The following is a 21,729-nucleotide window of genomic DNA, read 5'->3' on the forward strand; positions in this document are numbered from 1 at the left end:
TTGCCCGAGTGAGGGGCGATGTATTGATCTCGATCAGGCGCTTTGCGGCATTTCACCACGTGCCAGGCGCTGATTGATGTCGGCGATCACGCCGGGCAGGTCGGTGATCGTGTCGATCAGGTAGTGCGGGCGCGAGCCGGCGAACATCGTTTCGATACGCTTGCGTTCGCTGGCCAGGGTCGCCGGGTCCAGGGCGCGGAACTGCTCGTAGGTCAGGCCCAGGGCGTTGCCCGAGCAGGTCAGCGCCACGGTCCACATCCCGGCGCGGCGGCCTTCGAGGATGCCCGGCACGGTGTCGTCGATCTTCACGCAGGCCGCCACGTCATCGATGCCCAGGGCGATCACGTTGGCCAGGGCCTGGGCCGGCCATGGGCGGCCATTGGGCACTTCGTCGGTGGCGACGACATGGTCGGCGATGTAGCCGTTGGTAGCCGCCAGTTCGACCACCTTGTCCATCACTTGCTTGGGGTAGCCGGAGCAGGAGCCGATCTTGATCCCTTGCGCACGCAGCGCGGCGATGGTCTCCAGGGCGCCGGGAATCAGCGCCGAGTGTTCGGCGATCTTCTCGATCTGCAACGGCATGAAGCGCTCGTAGATGGCGGTCACGTCATCATCGGTCGGCGTGCGGCCGAAGGCCTTGCGATAGCGCTCGGCCACTTGCGGCTGATCACACAGGGTGCGGATGTGGTCCCACTTGCCCATGCCCATCGGGCCACGGGCTTCTTCGATGGAAACCTGCACGTCGAACTCGGCAAACGCCTCGACAAAAATCTGCGTGGGGGCAAACGAGCCAAAGTCGACCACGGTACCGGCCCAATCAAGGATGGCGGCCTGCAGGGTGTTGGGGTTCTGATAGTTCATGGTTCAAATCCTGTAAATAATGTGTAGGAACCGGCTTGCCGGCGATAGCGGCCCTGAAGGCCCCATCGCCGAAGGGAGTCAGATTTCGAGCACTTCCATCTCTTGCAGCGCCTGGGCAATCGCCGCCACCGCCGCTTGCATCTCGGCCTGGTTGACGTGACCGATGCAGCCCACGCGGAAGGTTTCTACCTGGGTCAATTTGCCCGGATACAGAATGAAGCCCTTGGCCTTGACCCGCTCGTAGAAGTCCTTGAACTGGTAGCGCGGATCGTTTGGCGCGTGGAAGGTGACGATGATCGGCGCCTGGATCGCGGCCGGCAGGAAGCTGCGCAGACCCAGGTCGGCCATGCCGTCCAGCAGCGTCTGGCAGTTGGCGGCATAGCGCTGGTGACGGGCTGGCAGGCCGCCTTCTTCGTTGTATTGCAGCAGCGCTTCATGCAGGGCGGCTACCACGTGGGTCGGCGGGGTAAAGCGCCATTGCCCGGTCTTGGCCATGTAGGCGTGCTGGTCGAACAAATCCATGGCCAGGGAATGGCTGTTGCCCTGGGCGGCGGCCAGTGCCTCTTTTTTCGCAAAGACAAAACCCATGCCGGGCACGCCTTCGAGGCATTTACCGGAGGCAGCGATCAGGGCGTCAAACGGCACTTGGGCGGCGTCGATGGGCAGCGCGCCAAAGGAGCTCATGGCGTCGATGATCAGGCGCTTGCCATGGCGCTGGATGACCTGGGCGATCTCCGGCAGCGGGTTGAGGATGCCAGTGCTGGTTTCGCAGTGGATCAGCGCGATATGGGTGATGCTGCTGTCAGCCTGCAACAGACGGTCGACATCGGCGGCGGTGGTGGGCTGGTCCTCAGCGGTCTCGAAGGTGCTGAACGGGCGGCCCAGCACTTCGCAGATCTTCGCCAGGCGCTTGCCGTAGGCGCCGTTGATCAGCACCAGCACTTTGCCATCGCGGGGCACCAGGGTGCCGATGGCGGCTTCGACGGCGAACGTGCCGCTGCCCTGCAAGGGCACGCAGTGATGGCTGTCGCCACCGTTAATGATCACCAGCAGTTGCTCGCAGAGGCTGGCGGTCAGTTGGTTGAAGCGGTCATCCCACGAACCCCAGTCAACCATCATCGCCTGGCGGGTGCGGGCGGAGGTGGTCAGGGGCCCAGGTGTGAGCAGGATCGGCGCGGCAGTACTCATTCTCATGTCCTCGCAAAGCAGTGGGATGACGCTACGGGACATAAATTGCAGTTTGGCTTGTCATCAATCAAATTGTTTGTTGTTATGCCAGCCATCAGTGAGGCCGATAGCTATGAATCTTTTCCAACTCCGTGCATTTGACGCCGTGGCCCGGGACGGCAGTTTTACCCGTGCCGCCGCGCGCCTGTTTATCAGCCAGCCAGCCGTGACCGGGCATATCAAGGCGCTGGAAGAGCACTACCAGATCACCCTGCTGCGGCGTACCGCGCGGCGCGTGGAGTTGACGGAGCAGGGCATCAAGCTGGCGGCCATCACCCGCAGCATCTTCGGCCTGGTGGATGAAGCGCAGACCCTGCTCGAAGCCAACCGCCAATTGCTCACCGGACGCCTGGAGGTGGCGGCGGATGGCCCGCATATGGTCATGCCGATGTTGGCAAAGCTGCGTGCCCGTTACCCGGGGATTACCGTCAACCTGCGCCTGGGCAATGCCCAGGAAACCCTGGCGGCGCTGCTGTCCGAGCATGCGGATGTGGCGGTGTTGACCGAAGTCGAGCCGCGCAAGGGCGTGCACCTGCAGCCGTTGAACGAGTCACGTATCTGCGCGTTGGTACCGGCTGGCCACCCGTGGCTGGCGGACCCGGCGGGTATTCGCCTGGAGCAGTTGGACCAGGTGATCATGGTGCTGCGCGAGCCCAGTTCCATCACCCGCCGCACTTTCGACGAGGCGTGTGCCAAGGCCGGCGTGCAGCCCAAGGTGTTGCTGGAACTCGATAGCCGCGAAGCGGTGGCGGAAGCGGTGGCCGCCGAATTGGGGGTGGGGGTGGTGTCCTCCATGGAAGTCAGCCGGGACCCGCGGGTGCATGCGATTGCGATCCGTGGCGATGGGCTGCTGAACCAGCACATGCTCGGCTGCATGGAACGACGCCGCGAGTTGCGCTTGATTCAGGCGTTTTTCGAGTTGGCCGCAAGCTGATTGGGACGTTGCCCCCCCCCCCAGTTGAGCAGTCGTTTGCATTCGACTTCGAGTTGGCCCCGTACCCCTCTCGCAGGGCTGTAGGTGTCTAGTGTGCGTTAACGCAACATAACGGAGTGGTTTTTGCGCAGGAAAACCCTCGTCGCTCAAACTGCGCCATGCGCCGCCAGGTTGCGATACTGCCCTTTGAAATACAGCAATGGCTGTGCGGTGTCGGCCTTTTGCAGATCCATGGCTTTCACCTCACCAATCACTATCACGTGATCGCCTGCGACGTGCTCGGCGTGGATTTCACAGTCGAGCCAGTGCAGGCTGTCGGCAATGACGGGATTACCTAGCGGTGATTCCTGCCATTCGATTCCATGCCACTTATCCGTGCCTCGACGAGCGAACTGGTTGGAAATCCCAACCTGTTCACCGGACAGAATATTGACTGCGAATCGACCTGCCTCACGAATCTTCGGATAGCTGGCCGAGCTGCACATGACGCTGAACGAGACCAGTGGCGGGTTCATCGATACGCTATAAAACGACTGGCAAGTAAAGCCAATCGGCTCATCACCGGTGTGCGAAGTAATCACCGTGATACCGCAAGCGTAGTGCCCGAGCGCCTGACGAAAGCTCAGGGGCTCGATGGAAGTAGCAGTGGTAGTGGCAGTGAGTGACATCGCGGTTCCTAGTTCGACAGCTCTTTTCGAATGATCTCTGCGCCTGCGCTCAACGCATTCAACTTGCCCCTTGCCACCTGGCGAGGCAACGGAGCCATGCCGCAGTTGGTGCAAGGATAGAGCTTGTCGGCATCTACGAACTGAAGTGCCTTGCGTAGGGTATTGGCGACTTCCTCGGGCGTCTCGATGGCATGGTTTGCCACATCAATGGCGCCCACCATCACTTTTTTACCCCGGATGAGTTCGATCAGATCCATCGGGACGTGAGAGTTGTGACATTCGAGCGAGACGATATCGATGCTGGATTTCTGCAACTTGGGGAACGCTTCTTCATACTGGCGCCACTCCGAACCCAGCGTTTTTTTCCAGTCGGTGTTGGCCTTGATGCCATAGCCATAGCAAATATGCACGGCGGTTTCGCATTTGAGCCCTTCGATTGCTCGCTCCAAGGTGGCCACACCCCAGTCATTTACCTCGTCAAAAAACACGTTGAATGCAGGCTCATCGAACTGGATGATATCTACCCCGGCAGCCTCCAGCTCTCTGGCCTCCTGATTGAGAATCTTCGCGAATTCCCAGGCCAGTTTTTCACGGCTTTTGTAGTGAGCATCGTAGAGGGTGTCAATCATCGTCATGGGGCCGGGCAGGGCCCATTTAATTGGCTGCTTCGTCTGCTGGCGCAAGAATTTGGCGTCTTCCACGAACACCGGCTTTTTCCGAGAAACGGCACCCACAACCGTCGGCACGCTGGCATCGTAGCGATCACGAATCCGGACGGTTTCACGATTCTCGAAATCGACCCCTTCGAGATGCTCGATGAAGGTCGTCACAAAATGCTGACGGGTCTGTTCGCCATCACTGACGATATCAATGCCGGCCAACTGCTGCTCCTGCAAGGCGAGGCGCAAAGCGTCCTGTTTACCTTCAACCAGTTCTTCATCCTGCAATTTCCAGGGCGACCAAAGCGTTTCAGGTTGTGCAAGCCAGGAAGGTTTAGGCAAGCTCCCAGCGGTCGAAGTAGGCAACAGCTTTTTCATTAAAGAAGACCTTGATTTGAAATTAATTAAAGCGCGCAGCTAATAGACCATTGATCAAGAATGACCTTGTAGGGCTTGATGAATTGCTCTTCGGCAAACTTGCCCTGTTCAGTAGCCAGTCGGCTTCGCTCTTCTCGATCATAAATAATTCGAGTCAATGAATAGTCCTGATGCTTCAAACTAGGCTGGTAGGACTTTCCAGCTACGGAGTTTGCATTGTAAATCTCAGGGCGGTAGATTTTCTGGAACGTATCCATGGTGCTAATGGTGCCAATCAACTCAAGATCGGTGTAATCACCGAGCAAATTCCCCGAGAAGTAGAAAGCCAGTGGCGCGGCACTGTTCGGCGGCATGAAATAACGAACCTTCAAGCCCATTTTCCTGAAGTACTCATCTGTCAAAGAGTAGGCATCTTGCTGGTACTCAAAGCCCAACACAGGGTGCTGGTTCTCGGTTCGCAGGTATGTCCGGGTACTGGATACGCTCAGGCAGATGACCGGTGGCTTGTCGAAGTGCTCTTTGTAAGCGCTGGAGTTGACGAAGCACTTGAATAGTTTGCCGTGCAAATCGCCAAAGTCGTGTGGGGTGCTGAATTGTGACTGGTTCTTGTTGTGCTCCAGCAGCCGCACACTGAAGTCATAGTCTCGTACGTAGGATGAGAAGTTATTTCCCACTATGCCACTGATGCGTTGATTGGTTTCTCGATCAACAATCGTGGTCTTCAAAATCTCAATCAAAGGAATAGCGTGGCCGCGACCTTCAGTATCAATTTTCATTTCAGCGGAAATAATATCCAACTCGACCGTGTAACGATCACCCGTAGGATTGTCCCAGTGCGCCAACGCATTAAAGCGATTATCAATCATCTTCAACGTGTTGCGCAGATTCTCCTGACGACTCTCCCCCCTCGCCAGATTGGCAAAGTTGGTCGTGATACGCGTAGTGTCTGAAGGAAAGTAATTCTCATCAAAACAAATGCTCTTGATAGCAAATGTGAATTCGTTGTTCATCGTGACCTGCACCCGTATTTTGGACAAACCTGAAATGGCGCCTGGCCTCTTTCAGATTTGATCAACATGCTGTTTCTTCACTCGACGGCTTGTAGATCGGCCAGCGTGAAGAGCTGCACGTATTTTAAGCAAGGAGGCTACATGAACAAAAACGAATTGATTTCAAAAGAGTATTAGTCACGCTCATGATGGCGTGCAGGCTCAGGAACGAGGTTGGGTCGAGTCTGGCCAGCCATCGACAGCCTGTGCACGGGTCAACTCAATGCAATTACTCAGCTAATCGTCGCGCAGGCTTTCCCGGACAATCTCCAGGAAAGTCGCCACTACCCGCCGCGAACTCTGCTCCTTGAGGCACACCAGCGTTTCCTTCATGCGCTGGGTGCAGTCGCGGATGGGCATGGCATATACCCGTGAATCCGCGCCGAACTCCGACGCCGAGACCACCCCCACGCCAATCCCCACCACCACCGCCTCACGCGCGGCTTCGCGGCCTTCCACCTGGATCGCCGGGCGGATGCGCAGCCCGGCCTGGTGCATCTCGCGCTCCAGGGTCTGACGGGTCACCGAGCCGATTTCCCGCAGCACCAGGGGCGTGTCGTCCAGGTCCGCCAGGTCGATGGACTCGCGCCCGGCCCATGGGTGGTTACGTGCGACAAACGCCAGCATCGGGTCATCGCGCAGGGGGATCGAGAGCAGGCGCTCATCGTCGACATCGCGCCCCACCAGCGCCAGGTCAGCTTGATAGTTGTGCAGGCGATACAGCGCATCATCGGTGTTGCCGGTCTCGATCCTTACGGTGATCCCCGGATAGCGTTCGCAAAACCGCGCGATCTGCGGCAGCACATGCACCGGCGCGTCCACGGCCAGGGTCAGGCTGCCGGTCTGCAGGGCCTTGGAGTCTTGCAGCAGTTCCTCGGCTTCGGCGGCAATCACGAACAGGCGCTGGGTGATACTCAGCAGGCGCTCCCCCAGGTCGGTCAGGCGTACCGAACGCTTGTTGCGATGGAACAGCAGCACGCCAAAACGCTCTTCAAGCTTGCGCACCTGATCGGAAATGGCCGGCTGGGTGAGGAACAGCCGCTGCGCCGCTGCGGTAAAGCTGCCGTGGACGGCCACCGCATGGAAGGCTTTGAGTTGGGCATGGGAAACCGACATGGCACGACCTCTTACAAGCTGAGCTTATATTTGAAATACGATAAATCGATTTTACCTATTAGTCAGCCATTGCTTTGATAGCGCTCAGTCGCCGTAGGTTGAGTCCTACAACTTCGGCGATCATGGGCCCTTGCGTGCACCCTTGCAGGACTCATCTGACCAGTACCCAGCGCCCTGCGCCCCGGTACTGCAGTGCAAAACAATAAAAACACAGGCAATTGCTTCTCGATTCTGCCGGCACACTCACACCTGAGGTCAGAACCACCATGAATATCCCTATGGGTAGCATCAAGCGTTGGCGCATGCAGATTTTCGCCATCACCTGGCTGGCATATGCCGCCTTCTATTTCACCCGCAAAGCGTTTTCCGTGGCCAAGTTGGGGCTCGTCGACGACCCCAGTTTCCCGCTGGACAAGATGATGATGGCCAACCTGGATGGCCTGTACCTGGCGGCCTATGCCGTTGGCCAGTTCACCTGGGGCATGCTTGCCGACCGTTTCGGCCCACGGGTGGTGGTGTTGGGCGGGCTGGTGATTTCGGCGGCCGCCGCCCTGATCATGGGTACGTTTGCCACTTTGCCGATCTTTGTCACCTGCATGTTGATCCAGGGGCTGGCGCAGTCCACCGGCTGGTCGGGGCTGTGCAAGAACCTTGGCAGTTTCTTCCCGGCGCAGCAGCGCGGGCGGGTGTTGGGGTTGTGGAGCTCGTGTTACGCGTTTGGCGGGCTGGTGGCATCGCCATTTGCCGGCTGGTGGGCCTACACCCTGATTGGCAGCTGGCACGCGGCATTTATCTCCAGTGCCGCGGTGGTGGCGGTGGTGGCGGTGCTGTTCTTTATCTTCCAGCGCAACACGCCACAGGACGTTGGCCTGCCGCAAGTGGAACCTGAGCCGGCAATGAGCGCTGAAGAGCAGGCAGCGGCGAAAAAAATCAGCATCCTTGAGCCGTTGCGCGAGATCTTGCGCAACCGCACGGTGCTGACCCTGGGCCTGGCGTACTTCCTGTTGAAACCGGCGCGCTACGCGATCCTGTTGTGGGGCCCGGTGATTGTCTATGAGCAGATGCCCTCGGTGGGCAAGGTCGGCGCAGCGATTGTGCCGACGGCGTTCGAGCTGGCGGGGTTGTTGGGGCCGATCATGATTGGCCTGGCGTCCGACAAACTGTTCGGCGCCCGGCGCATGCCGGCTTGTGTCCTCAGCCTGCTTGCGCTGACGGTGTCGCTGGCGCTGTTCATGGGGGCCTTGCATACCGGTAGCGTGCTGTTGGTGATGGCCTTGCTGTTTGTGATGGGCCTGACCCTGTACGGGCCGGACTCGATGATCAGCAGCACGGCGGCGATTGACTTCGGTACGGCCAAGGCAGGCGCCACGGCAGCGGGCTTCGTCAACGGCTGCGGTTCGGTGGGGGCGATCCTCGGTGGCCTGCTGCCGGGCTACTTCGACACGGTGACGGTGTTTATCGTGTTCGCCGGCGCCGCGTTGTTTTCGGCGCTGGTGCTGATGCCCTATTGGAACGCGCGGCCTGCGGTTCTGGCGCAAGTGGGCGACTTTGTGCCGGATCGTTCCGTCGCGATCAAACCCCTGCGCACCTGAGGCCCCTGCAACGCTGGCCGGTTTTTTGGTGGAACGATGGGTTCTTGCCCTATAAACTCTGCGGCCAAAGCGCCGGCCAGTAGACGTCTCGGCGCCACGGATATCAAGAGAGTGAGTCATGGGCGCACAGTGGAAGGTTAAACATAAAGAAGCGGCATCCAATGCCAAGGGCAAGATTTTCGGCAAGCTGGTGAAGGAAATCACCATTGCCGCCCGTAACGGTGCGGACACCGCGACCAACGCCCACCTGCGTCTGGTGGTCGAGCAGGCCAAGAAGGCCTCGATGCCCAAGGAAACCCTGGAGCGCGCGATCAAGAAAGGCGCGGGCCTGCTGGGCGAGACCGTGCAGTACCATCGCGTGACCTACGAAGGGTTTGCCCCGCACCAGGTGCCGTTGATCGTTGAGTGCGTGACCGACAACATCAACCGTACCGTAGCGGAAATCCGCGTGGCGTTCCGCAAGGGGCAACTGGGGGCTTCGGGCTCCGTGGCCTGGGACTTCAACCACGTGGGGCTGATCGAAGCCTCGCCGGATACCCCGGACGCCGACCCGGAAATGGCCGCCATCGAAGCCGGCGCCCAGGACTTTGAAGAAGGTGAAGAAGAGGGCACGACCCTGTTCATCACCGAGACCACCGACCTGGACGCGGTGCAGAAGGCTTTGCCGGAGCAGGGTTTTACCGTGTTGTCGGCCAAGTTGGGCTACCTTGCGAAAAACCCGGTCAGCGGCTTGAGCGATGAGCAGATGGCTGAAGTCGAAGCCTTCCTCGAAGGCCTGGACAACCATGACGACGTGCAGGATATGTTCGTCGGCCTGGCGGGCTAAACCCGGCCAGGAATTATGGGCGCAGACTTGTGTGGGAGCGGGCTTGCCCGCGATAGCGGTGTATCAGATGGCACATCAGCTGGCTGACCCACTGCTATCGCGGGCAAGCCCGCTCCCACATTTACAGGGCGTTTCAGAGTGAGGACAGCAGTGCCTCGATCTCTTCGAACGCCGGACGCGCCAGCACCTGCGGCTGGCAGCAACTGTCACCCAGTGTCTCCAGCGTCTGGCGCATTGCATCACTCAAACCCGCGTCAATCCGCTCCAGCAACTCCCCCAGCAACACCCCGAACGCCCGCACTTCAATGCGCTGCAATGCCCTGGTCTCCAGGGTGTCGGCCGTGGCATGGAACGACGCGGCGCCAAAGTCCCCAAGCAAACAATCACCCTGGGCATTGCACAAAATATTGTGGCCATACAGGTCGCCATGGGTGATGCCGTGCCGGTGCAGGTGCGCGGCCACGGAGGCGATGCCGCGCGCCATGCGCAACGCTACCTCCACGCTGAAGCGGGTGGCGGGGTCGTAGATGTCCCGGGTGCAGGACGCCAGGCTGGGTAGGCCGGCGAGGTTGCGGTAGCTCGGGTCGATCAAGTCCATCACCAGCGCGGCCTGGTCATCGGGGTGGCCGACCACGCGGCCTTGCACTTTGATCAGGTTGGGATGCAACCCGGCGGCAATGCAGGCCTGCATTTCGTGCAGCGGCGAGCCGTCGCTGGTGATGGTGCCCTTGTAGAGTTTGACCGCGACTGGCTCGTTCGACGGTTTGCGCAGGGCCTTGCGAATCACCCCCGAGGCGCCTTCGCCCAGCACCTGGCCCAGTTCCAGTTCGGCCCAGGGAATGTTCGGCGTCGCGTCATCAGTTGCCACGTCCACCGCGCTTTCCACCGGGTTGCCGGCATAGGCCAGCCAGGTCAGGCGCGGCAGTGTCAGCAGCCAGTGGGGTAACTGAGTCAGGCGGTTGGAAGCGATGCGCAGCAGTTCGAGGTTATGGCACTGGGCCAGGCTCGCGGGCAGTTGCTCCAGGCGGTTGCCGGCCAGCATGAGTTTTTGCAGCAGTGGCCGCTCACCGAGGGCGTCCGGCAACTGGCGGATGCGGTTATCGGTGAGGATCAGCCAGCGTAACTGCGGTGGCAGCGCGGCGGCGGGCACCTGCTCGATCTGGTTGGCCTTGAAGCCGACCATGCTCAACTGCGGGCACAGGCCCAGGCACGAGGGCAGCTCGGTAAAGGCGTTATCCGAGCAAAACAGTACGCGCAGGTGGGGCAGGCGGTGCAGGTCGTCCGGCAGGCTGCGCAGGGCATTGCCGCTCAGGTTGAGGATTTCCAGGGAGTCGGCCAGGTCGAAGATTTCCCGGGGGAACTGCGTCAGGCCGCAGGACAGGTCCAGGCGCTTGATGCCAGCCAGTTGGCCGGCCTTGAGTTGGGCAAGGGTATCCATGAACAGCTTAGGTCACTCGACAAGGTCAAAGGCGCTCATGATAGCGACTTGAGCGCCAGCGGGCTGACTTGTTGCAACTGCCCCAGGCGGCTGCGGGTACGCGCCAGGTCAATTGCCTGGCCTTGCAGGGCAGTATCCAGGGGTTGTTGGCCCAGCAGGGTCAGGTGCTTGTCCTGGTCGTACAGCACGTCGATCAGGTTGATAAAGCGCTGTTGCACGGCAATCGGGCATTCGCCGAGCAGCGGCAGATCGTCGATGATCCAGTGGTCGAAATCCTCGCACAGCAACAGGTAGTCCATCACAGCGGTGGGCTGTTCGCACAGGTCGTTGAAGGTCAAGGCCAGGCTGCGCGCCTGGTGCCAGCGCACTTGCAGTTGCCGCGAGCCGACCGCCAGCGCCAGGGGCGGGCCAGCGGTGGGGGGCAGCGCCAGTTCGCGGCGCTGGGCCGGGGTGCCGGGCCACACGTATTGGCCGTGGGTGAAACGCTGCTGCTGGTGGTTCTGCGCCAGGCCCCGGTAGTCCTGGGGCGCGCTGACTTGCATGACGTCCATGTGCGCGCCGATCAAGTCGATCACCGGCTTGAAACGCTGGTGATACAGCGGGTTGGGCAGCAAGCCCTGGGGCGGGTAATTGGAGGTGACCAGCACCAGGATGCCCCGTTGGAACAGGGCCTTGAACAGACGAGTGATCAACATCGCATCGCCAATGTCATGCACATGGAATTCGTCGAAACACAGCACCCGGCAGCCGTCGAGCAACTGGTCCAGGGTGGCGCCCAGGGCATCGGCCTGTTGGCGGTGGGCAAACATGCCACGGTGCAGGCGGGCGAAAAAGTCGTGGAAATGCACCCGCTGCTTGTCAGGCAATGGCAGGGCCTGGAAAAACCCGTCCAGCAGCCAGCTTTTGCCCCGGCCGACGGCGCCGTGCAGGTACAGGCTGCGGGTCGGGCGCCGGTCCAGCAGGTACGCGGTCTGCCGGGCCATGGCGTCGATCACCTGTAATTGGCTGGGGCTGAGGGTGTAGCCCTGTTGCCGGGCCTTGTCCGCGAAGAACCGCTGAATGGCTGGCGCGCTGTCACTGGCGGTTGTTTTGCCGAACAGGCGTCTGAGCAAGGGCAGGCGACGCGGGCGGCTCTCTCGAAAAGGCATGGCGGTGGCGTCCTAGAACCGAGTGGTCTGCTTGAGCAATGGGGTGGTCGGCTCGTCCTCTTGGCTGACCATCGCATAGTTGTAGCCGGGGCTGGACCAGTACTCGGCCTGGAGCCCCTCGGCGCTGCGGCTGCCCCTTGGCAGCAGGGTGTTCTGCGGGCCCGGCGGGCGAATGTAGAAACTGATGCGCCGGCCTTGTGGGTTCTCGTAGAGCACCATCGCCGCCGCGCCCTGGTCGGTGCTGAGCAGGCGCGCGCTGACTGGGCTGAAGCCGGCCTGGCTGAGGTCTGGCAGGCGATGGGCCTGGGCGAAGTAGCGGTCGAGCCAGGCTTGCATATCGCCATTGCCCTGCACCTGGTAGTCGGCGGGCATGATCGGGTTCTGGGCAAACAGGCGATAGGCCTGCATGGCGTCGGTCATCGGCAGGCTGCTGGCGAGCAGGGTGGCCTGCCGCGCTTGCCAGCCACCCAGGCCGCCCAGGCCGATGGCGACCAGCAACATGGCGGCAGTGGCCAGGTGGCGGCGCGACTGGCGCTTGAGGCGCTGGCGAAGCAGCGCCGGATCCAGCTCGGGGTTGACCGCTGGCGGCGCACCGATGGCCGCGCGCAGGTGCTGGGCATCCTGTTGCCAGGCGTGGACCTGGGCCGCGACCTCGGGGTGGGCGGCGAGCCAGATCTGCAATTGGCGGCGATCCGGCTCGCTGAGCTGGTGATCGACGTACGCGTGCAGGTCGCGTTCATTGGGGGGCAGGCTGATCATTTGAGTATCCGCAGGGTAGGGCGGGTGATATCGCCGTCGCTGAGCTGGCGCAAGGCCTGGCGGGCGCGGGACAGGCGTGACATCACGGTGCCAATGGGCACGTCGAGGATATGGGCGACTTCCTTGTAGCTCAAGCCTTCCACCGAGACCCATAGCAGCAGGGCGCGTTGCTCGCTGCTCAACTGGTCGAAGGCCTGCAGGGTCGATTGCGCGATCACCGTGCGTTCGACTGACGGTTGCGCGTCATCGCGGCCGGTAAAGAACTCCAGCATCCGCGCATAGCGCCGCGAACGCCGGTGCGCGTCGAGGAACTGCCGGTAGAGGATCGAAAACAGCCAGGCGCGCAAATCCCCGTCGACGCGCTTGTGGCGCCAGCTGACGATGGCGCGCTCCAGGCTGGCCTGCACCAGGTCGTCGGCGCTGCTGGGGTTGCGCGTCAGGGACAGGGCAAAGCGCCGCAGCCTGGGGAGGAGTTCACGCAACTGGTCGTCGAGTTCGTGCATGGAGGGCCTGCGTGTCGTGGGCGGTGTTGAGGAAGACGCCTAGGGGCAAAGGTTATTCCATCTGTGGGAAAAATAAGCGCTGTAGATAGCCTTGGTCTCTGTCTTTTGTGGGCTCTCGCAGCCCTGTAATGCCGTGAATGGTCCTCAGTCAAGGCCCCTGCCTGCCCGAACAGTGTGAGGCAGGGGCCAGATGAGGAGTTGACCCATGATATCGACGACAGCAGCGGATAGCGGTTTTGCTTGCACCAAGGCACTGGGCCATTTGCCCATCATCCAACGTCATACCCTTCAAACCTGGGGCTGCGGGCCGGCGCGGGCGCTGCCGTACGCGTGTATCCACCAGGCATTCGAGGCGCACGCCGCGGCAACCCCCCATGGGATCGCCGCGCTCTGCTCGGGCCAGAGCATCAGCTATGAGCAGTTGAACCGCCAGGCCGATCGGCTGGCCCGGCACCTGCTCGCGCAGGGGGTGATGGCGGGCGATACGGTGGCGCTGTTTGTCGAGCGGTCGATCCCCATGCTGGTGGGGATGCTCGCGGTGTTGAAGATCGGCGCGGCCTATGTGCCGCAGGATGCCAGGATCACTCCACCGGCGCAGTTGGCGATGATCCTTGAGGCGCTGTCGAGTGCAGTGGTGCTGACCTTGTCGGGGTTCAAGGAGCAATTGCCGCTGGCAGCGGGCCATTTGTGCGTGTGCCTGGACGAGTTCCTGGCGCAACAGCCGTGGGTGGCGCAGGCCTGCGAGCTGAACGTCGCCGCGCCAGACCCCGCCAGCCTGTGTTTTGTGCTGTTCACCTCCGGCACCACAGGGCGGCCCAATGGGGTGCGGGTGACGCACCGCAATGTGTGCAACATCCTGCTGACGGCACCGGGCAACCTGGGCATCAAGCCGGGCATGAGGGTTGGGCAAATCCTCAATATCGCGTTTGACATGGCCGCCTGGGAAATTCTCGGCTGCCTGGCCCACGGGGCGACGTTGTATATCCGTCAGCAAGATATCGGCGAAACGGCCCGCCATTGCCAAGTGCTGATCGCCACCCCGTCGATTCTCGCCACCCTGGATCCGCGACAGTGCGCCACGCTTGAGGTGGTCGCAGTGGCGGGCGAGCCATGCCCGCAGGCCCTGGCGGATCGCTGGGCGGCCCATTGCACGTTCTATAACGGTTGCGGACCCACGGAAACCACCATCGTCAACACCTTGCACCGGCACGTACCGGGGGCGCCGTTGTCCATCGGCCAACCGACGCCCAACAACACCGTGTATGTGCTGGATGAACACGGCCAGGCCTGCGCGCCGGGGGAAGTGGGCGAGATGTGGGCCGGGGGCGACGGGGTGACGGCGGGCTATCTGCATGACCCGTTGTTGACTGCGCAGCGTTATCGGCCTGATCCGTTCCTGGGGGCGGGGCGGATGATGTTCCGTACCCGCGACCTGGGGCGCTGGACGCACGATGGGGCCCTAGAGCATCTGGGGCGGGTCGACGATCAGGTCAAGGTGCGTGGTTTTCGCGTGGAATTGGACGCGCTGGCCAGCACGCTGGAGGCCAGTGGCTCCTGTAGCCGGGCGGTGGCGTTGAAGTTCGACAGTCAGCACCTGGTGGCATTCGTCACACCGGCCACGGCGGACATTGCGGCAGCCAGGCAGTTCTGCGCGCAGCGGCTGGCCTACTACTGTGTGCCGGCGGTGATTTTTGCCCTGGAGCACTTGCCCCTGACGGCACGCGGCAAGATCGACAAGACCCTGCTGCGGCAATGGGTCTGTGACAGCGAGGAGGGTCGCCAACTCGCCCTCAAAGCAGGGGGCCGAGCATGATTGAGCGGTGGATGGCGACGGTAGTGCCCGCCTTGCCTGGCGGGTGGCGGCGGTGGCGTGGCTTGCCGATTTTTTCCCATTACAACCGGCTGGTGGCGTTGGTGCTGCTGGGCAACGGGTGGTTTGCACTGTCTGGCTTGAAGCTACCCGTGATCGACGCGCAGCAGCTGTCGATGCTGGTGATGATCAACCTGTCCATGGCGATCCTGGTGCGCCAGCAGTACGTGATCAACGGGCTGTTTTGGCTGGCCACGCGCATCCCGCTGAGCTGGCCGCTGTACCTGCGTCGCCATGCTGCCAAGGTCTATCACCTGGGCGGGCTGCACAGCGGCGGTGCGCTGGCGGCGACGCTGTGGTTCGCGCTGCTGGTCGCCAGCCAGGGCTGGCGTTACCTGCAACAGCCGCAGAGTGTTTCTGCGCCGTGGTTGTTGGTCAGTGCGGCACTGTTGGGGGTGTTGCTGTTGATGGTGGTCATGGCGCAGCCGGGGATTCGCAGGCGTTTTCATAATGGCTTTGAGCGCGTGCACCGCTTTGCGGGGTGGGCGGCCTTGCTGTTGTTCTGGGTGCAGGCACTGCTGGCCGAGGCTCATCCGGTTGCATTCGGGATGCTGCTGGTGCTGACCTTGAGCATTGCCCTGCCTTGGTTGCGCTTGCGCAAAGTGGCAGTCAGTCATCAGCGGCCTTGCGCTCATGCGGTGATCACCACATTGCGCCACACCACGCCCTTTGCCGGCTCGTCGACGGCGATCAGCCTGCAGCCGCTGCTGGAGTGGCACTCGTTTGCCAATATCCCGACCCCGGGCCAGCCGGGCTTTCGCCTGATTATTTCCAGGGCCGGGGACTGGACGGGGCGTTTTATCGAGCACATGCCAGCCCATGTCTGGGTCAAGGGCATTACCACGGCGGGCGTGGCGAATATCGAGACGTTGTTCAAGTCGGTGGTGTATATCGCCACCGGCAGCGGGATTGGCCCGGTGATGCCGCACTTGCTGGCCGGGCAGGTGCCGATCCAGTTGGTGTGGTCCACCCGCAGCCCGGCAAAGACCTATGGTGAAGAGCTGGTCGCCGAAATCCTGCGGGCGCAACCGCACGCAGTGATTTGGGACACCGACGTGCGCGGCAAGCCTGACCTGGTGCAGTTGGCGTACGCGGCGGTGCAGGATTTTGGTGCCGAAGCGGTGATCTGTATCGCCAACCAGGCGTTGACGCGCCGGGTGGTGGCGCAAATGGAGGCGCGGGGGATCCCGGCCTATGGCGCGATCTGGGACTCCTGAATCACCCGCTGCGAAAAAGCCTACGGCCTTGGTGGAATAAGCCTGCGTGAGCGGCGTCTCATTGCACCTTCCACCTGTGGCCGTTGGCCTCGGAGCACTTCATGCCAGATCATCCATCGCCACCCCGCACGCCGTTGGGGCGCGCCAGCCTGGTGCTGCGCCTGGCCGCTATCGGCGTGGTCGTCGGCGTCGTTGCCGGGGCCTTTGCCTACGTCAACGGTACCCTCGACCCACAGCGGTTGCGCCCCAAGACCCTGGTCAATGCCCTGGAAACCAACAACGGCCTGCACCCTGGCTACCGGCGCAACCATGCCAAGGGCGTATGCGTGGCGGGTTATTTCGAAAGCAGCCCTGCGGCGCGTGCCTATTCCAGCGCGCAGGTATTCAGTGAAGCGCGCACCCCGGTGATCGGGCGTTTCGCCCTACCCAGCGGCAACCCCTATGCTCCGGACAGCAGCGTGCCGATCCGCAGCCTGGCGGTGCAGTTCAACCAGGCCAACGGCCAGCAATGGCGCAGCGGGATGAACAGCATGCCGGTGTTCCCGGTGGGCACCCCCGAGGCCTTCTACCAGATGCTCAAGGCGGGGGCTGCGGACCCTGCGACCGGCAAGCCCAACCCGGCCAGTCTGCCGGCGTTTTTTGCCAGTCATCCCGAGACCGCGCCGTTCCTGGCCTGGGTCAAGACCGCCAGGCCTTCGGCCAGCTATGCCAGCGAAACTTACAACGGCATCAATGCGTTTTACCTGATCAGCGCCAACGGGCAACGCCAGGCCGTGCGCTGGGGCGTGGTGCCGATGAGCCAGGACGCCAGTGGCGCCGTTGCGCCAGGAGGGGCGGATTTTCTCCAGGCCGACCTGGAGCAGCGGTTGGCGGCCGGACCCTTGCGCTGGCAATTGCAGATCACCCTGGCCAACCCCGCGGACCCGGTGGATGACGCCAGTAAGGCCTGGGCCGGCGCGCACACGGTGCTGAACGCCGGCACCCTGGTGCTCGAACGCAGCCAGCCACAGCTGGACGGCGATTGCCGCGATATCAACTTTGACCCGCTGATCCTGCCCAGCGGTATCGAAGCCTCCAATGACCCGCTGCTGGCGGCACGTTCCGCTGCCTATGCCAGTTCATACCTGCGCCGTACCGGTGAAGTCAGCCAGTTGCCCAACCCCCCTCAGGAGTCCCGGCCATGAATGCCCAACCGCGGTTTTTCGCCCCGCTGGCGCGCCTGCTGCACTGGCTGATGGCGCTGATGGTCATCGCCATGCTGTTTATCGGTGCTGGCATGGTGGCTTCGGTGTCCCAGCGCCATGAATGGTTGTTGCACCTGCACAAGCCGTTGGGTATTGCGATTCTGCTGTTGGTGATCGTGCGCCTGGCGGTGCGTTTTTCTACCCGTCAGCCAGCGTTGCCTGCCGATTTACCGGCGTGGCAGGTGTTGGCGGCCAAGGCGTCGCATCTGCTGCTGTACGGCTTGATGCTGGTGCTGCCGCTATTGGGCTGGGCGATGATTTCGGCGGCGGGTGACCCGGTGATGCTGTCCAGCGCGCTGCAGTTGCCTTCGTGGGTGCCGGCCAACGCGCAGTTGTTCGCGGTGCTGCGCACGGCCCATGGGTATCTCGCTTATTTGCTGTTCCTCACGGTGCTGCTGCATTTGGCGGCGGCGTTGTTCCATGGCTGGGTTCGCCGGGATGGCGTGCTGCAAAGCATGCTCGGCAAGGACTGAGGCCCCAGGGTCGCCCGCCAGTACACCAGCGCCAGCAGGTTGATGGCGGCGCCCAAGGCACACACGCCGAGCCAGCCGGCCCAGGCGTACATCAGGGTCGCGCCGAGCGAGCCCAGGGCGCTGCCCGCCGAGTAGAACAGCATGTAGCCGGCTGCCAGGCGGCTTTGGGCTTCGGGGCGTACGCTGTAGATCAGGCTTTGGCTGGTGACATGCACGGCTTGCAGGCCGAGGTCGAAGGTAATTACCCCAAGCAGCAGCGCCCACAACGAAGACTGGGTCAAGGCGATGGCCAGCCATGACAGCAGCATCAGCACCAGGGCCGCGCCGCTGGTCCACTGGGCGAGGCCGCGGTCTGCCAGGCGCCCGGCATGGGCCGCGCCCAATGCGCCGGCGGCACCGGCGAGGCCGAACAGGCCGATCTGGGTGTGGGACAACGACAGGGGTGGGGCGCTCAAGGGCAGCACCAGCGGGGTCCAGAGCACGGTACCCGCGGCAAAAATCAGAAACGCCAGCACTGCGCGGTCGCGTAGCACTTTTTCCTCACGCAACAGGCTGAACACTGAAACCAGCAACTGGCGATAGGAGCCTGACGCCCGAGGCTGCTCGGTGGTGGGCAAGACACGCCAGAGCAGCAGTGCCATCAACAGGGTCAAGCCCGCCGACAGCAGATACACCGAACGCCAGCCGGCCAGGTCCGCCATGATCCCGGACACCGTGCGCGCCAGCAGCAGGCCAACCACGATGCCACTGGTCACCAGCCCCACCACATGCCCCCGTTGCTCGGGCCGCGCCAGGTTGGCGGCGTAGGCCACCAACACCTGGGCCACCACGGCGAGCAGGCCCGTCAGCAGCAGGCCGGCCAGAAACCCGACGAGGCTGTTGGAGAGGCCGACCAGCAACACCGCACCGGTGGACAGCAGTAACTGCCCGACGATCAAATGCCGGCGATTGAGCAGATCGCCCAGCGGCACCAGCAGTAACAGGCCAACGCCATAGCCAACCTGGGTCAGGCTGATCACGATGCCGACGGTGGCGGGGTCCATGGCGAACGTCATGGCCATGGCATCGAGCAGGGGTTGGGCGTAATAGACATTCGCCACCGACAGGCCACAGGCAATGGCAAACAGCAGCACCACGGCGGCGCTTAACGATGATGGGGGCATGCTCAATTCTCAATGTGGTTGCTAAATAAAACTGGTTGTACGGTAGGTATTGCGGTTTTATATTGCAACTACATTTTTTGTCAGGCAGGCGTTACCCATGGTCAAACTCACCCGCTTTGAAACTGCCGAATGCCCGGTGGCGCGCTCACTGGAGGCGATTGGCGATGGTTGGGCGCTGCTGATCATTCGGGATGCATTCGATGGCATCCGCCGCTTTGGCGAGTTCCAGCGCAGCCTGGGCATGGCCAAGAACATACTGGCCACGCGCTTGCGCAGCCTGGTCGGCCACGGAATTTTCGAGATTGTCCCGGCCTCGGATGGCAGCGCTTATCAGGAGTACGTGTTGACGGAAAAGGGCAGGGGGCTGTTTGCGGTGATCATTGGGTTGCGGCAATGGGGCGAGGGGTTTTTCTACGCCGAAGGCGAGGCCCATTCGGTGCTGTTGGACCGTGAGCACGGTCAGCCGCTGCAGGCTTTGCAGGTGCATGCGGCGGATGGCCGGGTGCTCGGACCGCAGGACTGCCTGCGGGTGGCGGCGCAGTCCGAGGCTTAGGGTTAACTTATTGGGGCAGGGTCAGCGCAGTACGTTGACCATGTCCGCCACGGTGCTCAACACGTCCTTGCCCAGTTGCCGGGAGCGTTTGCCAGACCAGCCGGTACGCGGATCGGGCGCATCGTCGTTGTCCTTGAAGGGCATTTCCAGGGTCAGGGACAGGCAGTCGAATTTCTCGCCCACGCTGTTGCACGCCAGGGTCATATTGGCCTGGCCAGGCAGGTCGCGGGTGTAGCCATGGGTGGTCTGGAAGTCGCGGGTCAGCTCGCTCAAGTGGCTGCGAAAGTGTTTTTCCAGGCCTTCGATACGCGGGGTGTAGCCGGGGTTGCCTTCGCACGCTGCGGCGAACACGTAGGGGATTTCCTCGTCGCCATGGATATCCAGGAACAGGTCTACGCCGTACTTCTCCATCTGCTGCTGGACGAACAGCACTTCCGGGCTCAGTTCCTGGCTTGCGCTCTGCCAGGCGCGGTTGAGGTCCTGGCCCATGGCGTTGGTGCGCAGATGGCCATGGAACGCGCCATCCGGGTTCATGTTCGGCACCAGGTACAGGTCGGCGGCGGCCAGGAGTTTTTTCAGCTCATCATCACCGTCCTGTTGCAGGCGTTCGATGATGCCTTCCATAAACCACTCGGCCATGTGCTCGCCGGGGTGCTGCTGGGCAATGATCCACACTTTGCGCTGCCCCGCGTCCCCCTTGCCACGGCGGAGCAGGGGGATATCACGGCCTTCGACACTCTTGCCGGTGGCCAGCAGTTGCGTTCCGGCGCGGTTCAGCGCCTGGTCGATCAACCAGGCGTGGCGCGCGCGGCTGTAGGGCTCGAAGTAGGCGAGCCAGGCGTGTTTTTGCTCGGTTTGCAATTCGATGTGCAAGGTTTCGCCATCAAAGCGCGTCGGCACCCGGAACCAGTTGATATGGTCATAGGACGCCACGGCGTTGTAGCCGCTCCAGGCATGTTTGTAGGAAGACTGGCCAGCGTTGCTCAGGCGGAAGGTATGGGTATGACCAATGTGCATCCCTTCGGCCTTGAAGTGGAACCATTGGAAGTGCTGGCTGCGGGTATCCGGCTTGATTGCCAGCAGCAACTGATGGGCATCGCTGGTGTCGAGCACCTGGATATTGCCGCTGTCGAAGTCGCTGCTGATTTTGATGGAGGTCAAGGCCACGGTCATAGTCTGCTTGCCTGAATTTAAATGGTGTGGCGGGCAGTTTACACAGGCGCGGGGTAAAATCTGGACGCAAATTAATGCGAAAAAGAAGGGGGCGTCATCCTTGACGCTGCAGCAGCTTAGAGTCTATGAGATTGATTCTCAAGTGCTAATTTGGAAAGATCCGGGCTAGAGCGCTTTATCGGCTTTCTTTCGGCGATGGTCTTTTGCTACCATGCGCGCCATCAAGCAACACACAGTCTTCATTAGCCTGAAGCCACGCCAGAATAACTGGCAAAAAAAAGACCCGGCCAAAGAGCCGGGTCAAAAACCGTGATTAGCCTGATGAGGAGATATTCCAAGAGTCCGACCTAAGGTCCCTTGGTCTATCGACTGATCTCGCGACCAGCTGCATGCAATAATAATCATTATCATTTGCAAGTCAAATGTTTTTATCTGCCAGATAGAAATATTTTTCCTTCTGTTCCTGCACGCCTACCGGGTCAAGGGGTTTTCCCGCCGACCAGTTGCAGTGGACGCTCCAGCATGGCCTTGGCCATATCAATCAGATACACCACCGAAAACGCCAGGTCCCGGGTGCCCCCCAGCTTGTTGTTCGCCAGCTCATACGCGATGGCGGCGGCGCTGCGTAGCAGGTCCGAAGCATGGACCAGGGCTTCTTCATGGCTGACAGTGGGGCTGGCCTCGAACCAGGCCACATCGTCCGATGTGGGCTCGGCGTCTTCTTTGAAGTAGTAGTCCAAGGCGCGCCGGGCTGCGTCGCTGCCCTGCAAGCACTTAATTTCATCGTCATCAGGTGTACCAGGCAGGTGATCCGGGGTTGTGGTCATGAGGTCGGTGCTCTGGGTGGGAAGGTGAACAGGTGGAGCTGATAATAATAC

General features: G+C 61.8%; 21 protein-coding genes. 8 read left to right on the top strand and 13 right to left on the bottom strand.

Features of this window, described 5'->3' with window-relative positions; all coding sequences use genetic code 11:
* Positions 1-33: 33 nt before the first annotated feature.
* Complete coding sequence (gene phnX, locus HBO11_RS04060) at positions 34-861, bottom strand: phosphonoacetaldehyde hydrolase (RefSeq protein ID WP_169954393.1); 828 nt, start codon at positions 859-861, stop codon at positions 34-36.
* Positions 862-939: 78 nt separating this feature from the next.
* Positions 940-2,049, bottom strand: a complete 1,110-nt coding sequence (locus HBO11_RS04065) for a 2-aminoethylphosphonate--pyruvate transaminase (RefSeq protein ID WP_169954392.1) — start codon at positions 2,047-2,049, stop codon at positions 940-942.
* A gap of 112 nt (positions 2,050-2,161) precedes the next feature.
* Between HBO11_RS04065 and HBO11_RS04070 the strand changes: the two genes are divergently transcribed.
* Positions 2,162-3,022: a LysR substrate-binding domain-containing protein gene (locus HBO11_RS04070; RefSeq protein ID WP_169954391.1), complete on the top strand. Its 861-nt coding sequence runs from the start codon at positions 2,162-2,164 to the stop codon at positions 3,020-3,022.
* A gap of 146 nt (positions 3,023-3,168) precedes the next feature.
* Here HBO11_RS04070 and HBO11_RS04075 read toward each other — a convergent pair whose 3' ends face one another.
* The 4 genes from HBO11_RS04075 to HBO11_RS04090 form a co-directional block, all read right to left on the bottom strand.
* Positions 3,169-3,690, bottom strand: coding sequence for a flavin reductase family protein (locus tag HBO11_RS04075; protein ID WP_076962640.1), 522 nt, complete (start codon positions 3,688-3,690; stop codon positions 3,169-3,171).
* An 8-nt stretch (positions 3,691-3,698) separates the two neighbouring features.
* Positions 3,699-4,727 (bottom strand): methionine synthase, encoded by a 1,029-nt coding sequence (locus HBO11_RS04080; protein ID WP_076962641.1) that lies wholly within the window; start codon positions 4,725-4,727, stop codon positions 3,699-3,701.
* A gap of 26 nt (positions 4,728-4,753) precedes the next feature.
* Positions 4,754-5,737 carry a DUF1852 domain-containing protein gene (locus tag HBO11_RS04085; protein ID WP_169954390.1) on the bottom strand — a complete coding sequence of 328 codons (984 nt, stop codon included), beginning with the start codon at positions 5,735-5,737 and terminating at the stop codon, positions 4,754-4,756.
* A 276-nt stretch (positions 5,738-6,013) separates the two neighbouring features.
* Positions 6,014-6,892: a LysR substrate-binding domain-containing protein gene (locus HBO11_RS04090; RefSeq protein WP_169954389.1), complete on the bottom strand. Its 879-nt coding sequence runs from the start codon at positions 6,890-6,892 to the stop codon at positions 6,014-6,016.
* Between the two features lie 266 nt (positions 6,893-7,158).
* Between HBO11_RS04090 and HBO11_RS04095 the strand changes: the two genes are divergently transcribed.
* Together HBO11_RS04095 and HBO11_RS04100 are read left to right on the top strand one after the other, a co-directional pair.
* Positions 7,159-8,484: an MFS transporter gene (locus tag HBO11_RS04095; RefSeq protein ID WP_169954388.1), complete on the top strand. Its 1,326-nt coding sequence runs from the start codon at positions 7,159-7,161 to the stop codon at positions 8,482-8,484.
* Positions 8,485-8,602: 118 nt separating this feature from the next.
* Positions 8,603-9,310, top strand: a complete 708-nt coding sequence (locus HBO11_RS04100; protein WP_057441529.1) for a YebC/PmpR family DNA-binding transcriptional regulator — start codon at positions 8,603-8,605, stop codon at positions 9,308-9,310.
* A gap of 133 nt (positions 9,311-9,443) precedes the next feature.
* Here HBO11_RS04100 and HBO11_RS04105 read toward each other — a convergent pair whose 3' ends face one another.
* Genes HBO11_RS04105 through HBO11_RS04120 form a run of 4 tightly spaced genes read right to left on the bottom strand, consistent with a single transcriptional unit; the run spans position 9,444 to position 13,158 of the window.
* The gene (locus tag HBO11_RS04105) at positions 9,444-10,748 is read right to left on the bottom strand and encodes a protein kinase (RefSeq protein ID WP_169954387.1); all 1,305 of its coding nucleotides are present in this window, start codon (positions 10,746-10,748) and stop codon (positions 9,444-9,446) included.
* A 35-nt stretch (positions 10,749-10,783) separates the two neighbouring features.
* On the bottom strand, positions 10,784-11,896 hold the full coding sequence (gene zapE / locus HBO11_RS04110; RefSeq protein WP_169954386.1) for a cell division protein ZapE: 1,113 nt from the start codon (positions 11,894-11,896) through the stop codon (positions 10,784-10,786).
* A gap of 12 nt (positions 11,897-11,908) precedes the next feature.
* Positions 11,909-12,655: an anti-sigma factor gene (locus HBO11_RS04115; protein WP_169954385.1), complete on the bottom strand. Its 747-nt coding sequence runs from the start codon at positions 12,653-12,655 to the stop codon at positions 11,909-11,911.
* Positions 12,652-13,158: a sigma-70 family RNA polymerase sigma factor gene (locus HBO11_RS04120; RefSeq protein WP_169954384.1), complete on the bottom strand. Its 507-nt coding sequence runs from the start codon at positions 13,156-13,158 to the stop codon at positions 12,652-12,654. Before HBO11_RS04120 ends, HBO11_RS04115 begins: the two co-directional genes overlap by 4 nt.
* A 205-nt stretch (positions 13,159-13,363) precedes the next feature.
* Between HBO11_RS04120 and HBO11_RS04125 the strand changes: the two genes are divergently transcribed.
* The 4 genes from HBO11_RS04125 (at position 13,364) to HBO11_RS04140 (ending at position 17,962) form a co-directional block, all read left to right on the top strand.
* Entirely contained in the window at positions 13,364-14,971 is a 1,608-nt protein-coding gene (locus HBO11_RS04125) for an amino acid adenylation domain-containing protein (protein WP_169954383.1), read from the top strand.
* A complete protein-coding gene (locus HBO11_RS04130) occupies positions 14,968-16,245 on the top strand; it encodes a hypothetical protein (RefSeq protein WP_169954382.1) in 1,278 nt (425 codons plus the stop codon). The genes HBO11_RS04125 and HBO11_RS04130 overlap by 4 nt, the downstream gene beginning before the upstream one ends.
* Before the next feature lie 101 nt (positions 16,246-16,346).
* Positions 16,347-17,429: a catalase family peroxidase gene (locus tag HBO11_RS04135; RefSeq protein WP_169954381.1), complete on the top strand. Its 1,083-nt coding sequence runs from the start codon at positions 16,347-16,349 to the stop codon at positions 17,427-17,429.
* Entirely contained in the window at positions 17,426-17,962 is a 537-nt protein-coding gene (locus HBO11_RS04140; protein ID WP_169954380.1) for a cytochrome b/b6 domain-containing protein, read from the top strand. Before HBO11_RS04135 ends, HBO11_RS04140 begins: the two co-directional genes overlap by 4 nt.
* On the opposite strand, the gene HBO11_RS04145 is transcribed toward HBO11_RS04140, so the two are convergent.
* Complete coding sequence (locus HBO11_RS04145; RefSeq protein WP_170058825.1) at positions 17,860-19,125, bottom strand: MFS transporter; 1,266 nt, start codon at positions 19,123-19,125, stop codon at positions 17,860-17,862. The genes HBO11_RS04140 and HBO11_RS04145 overlap by 103 nt on opposite strands.
* A gap of 97 nt (positions 19,126-19,222) precedes the next feature.
* Between HBO11_RS04145 and HBO11_RS04150 the strand changes: the two genes are divergently transcribed.
* Positions 19,223-19,678 (top strand): helix-turn-helix domain-containing protein, encoded by a 456-nt coding sequence (locus HBO11_RS04150; protein ID WP_169954378.1) that lies wholly within the window; start codon positions 19,223-19,225, stop codon positions 19,676-19,678.
* A 21-nt stretch (positions 19,679-19,699) separates the two neighbouring features.
* Here the strand turns inward: HBO11_RS04150 and HBO11_RS04155 are convergent, their stop codons facing one another.
* On the bottom strand, positions 19,700-20,851 hold the full coding sequence (locus tag HBO11_RS04155; RefSeq protein WP_169954377.1) for a carboxypeptidase family protein: 1,152 nt from the start codon (positions 20,849-20,851) through the stop codon (positions 19,700-19,702).
* 479 nt (positions 20,852-21,330) lie between these two features.
* A complete protein-coding gene (locus HBO11_RS04160; RefSeq protein ID WP_169954376.1) occupies positions 21,331-21,678 on the bottom strand; it encodes a DUF3077 domain-containing protein in 348 nt (115 codons plus the stop codon).
* Positions 21,679-21,729: the final 51 nt, after the last annotated feature.

It is taken from the genome of Pseudomonas sp. WS 5010, from assembly GCF_012985565.1.
Classification (GTDB): Bacteria; Pseudomonadota; Gammaproteobacteria; order Pseudomonadales; family Pseudomonadaceae; genus Aquipseudomonas.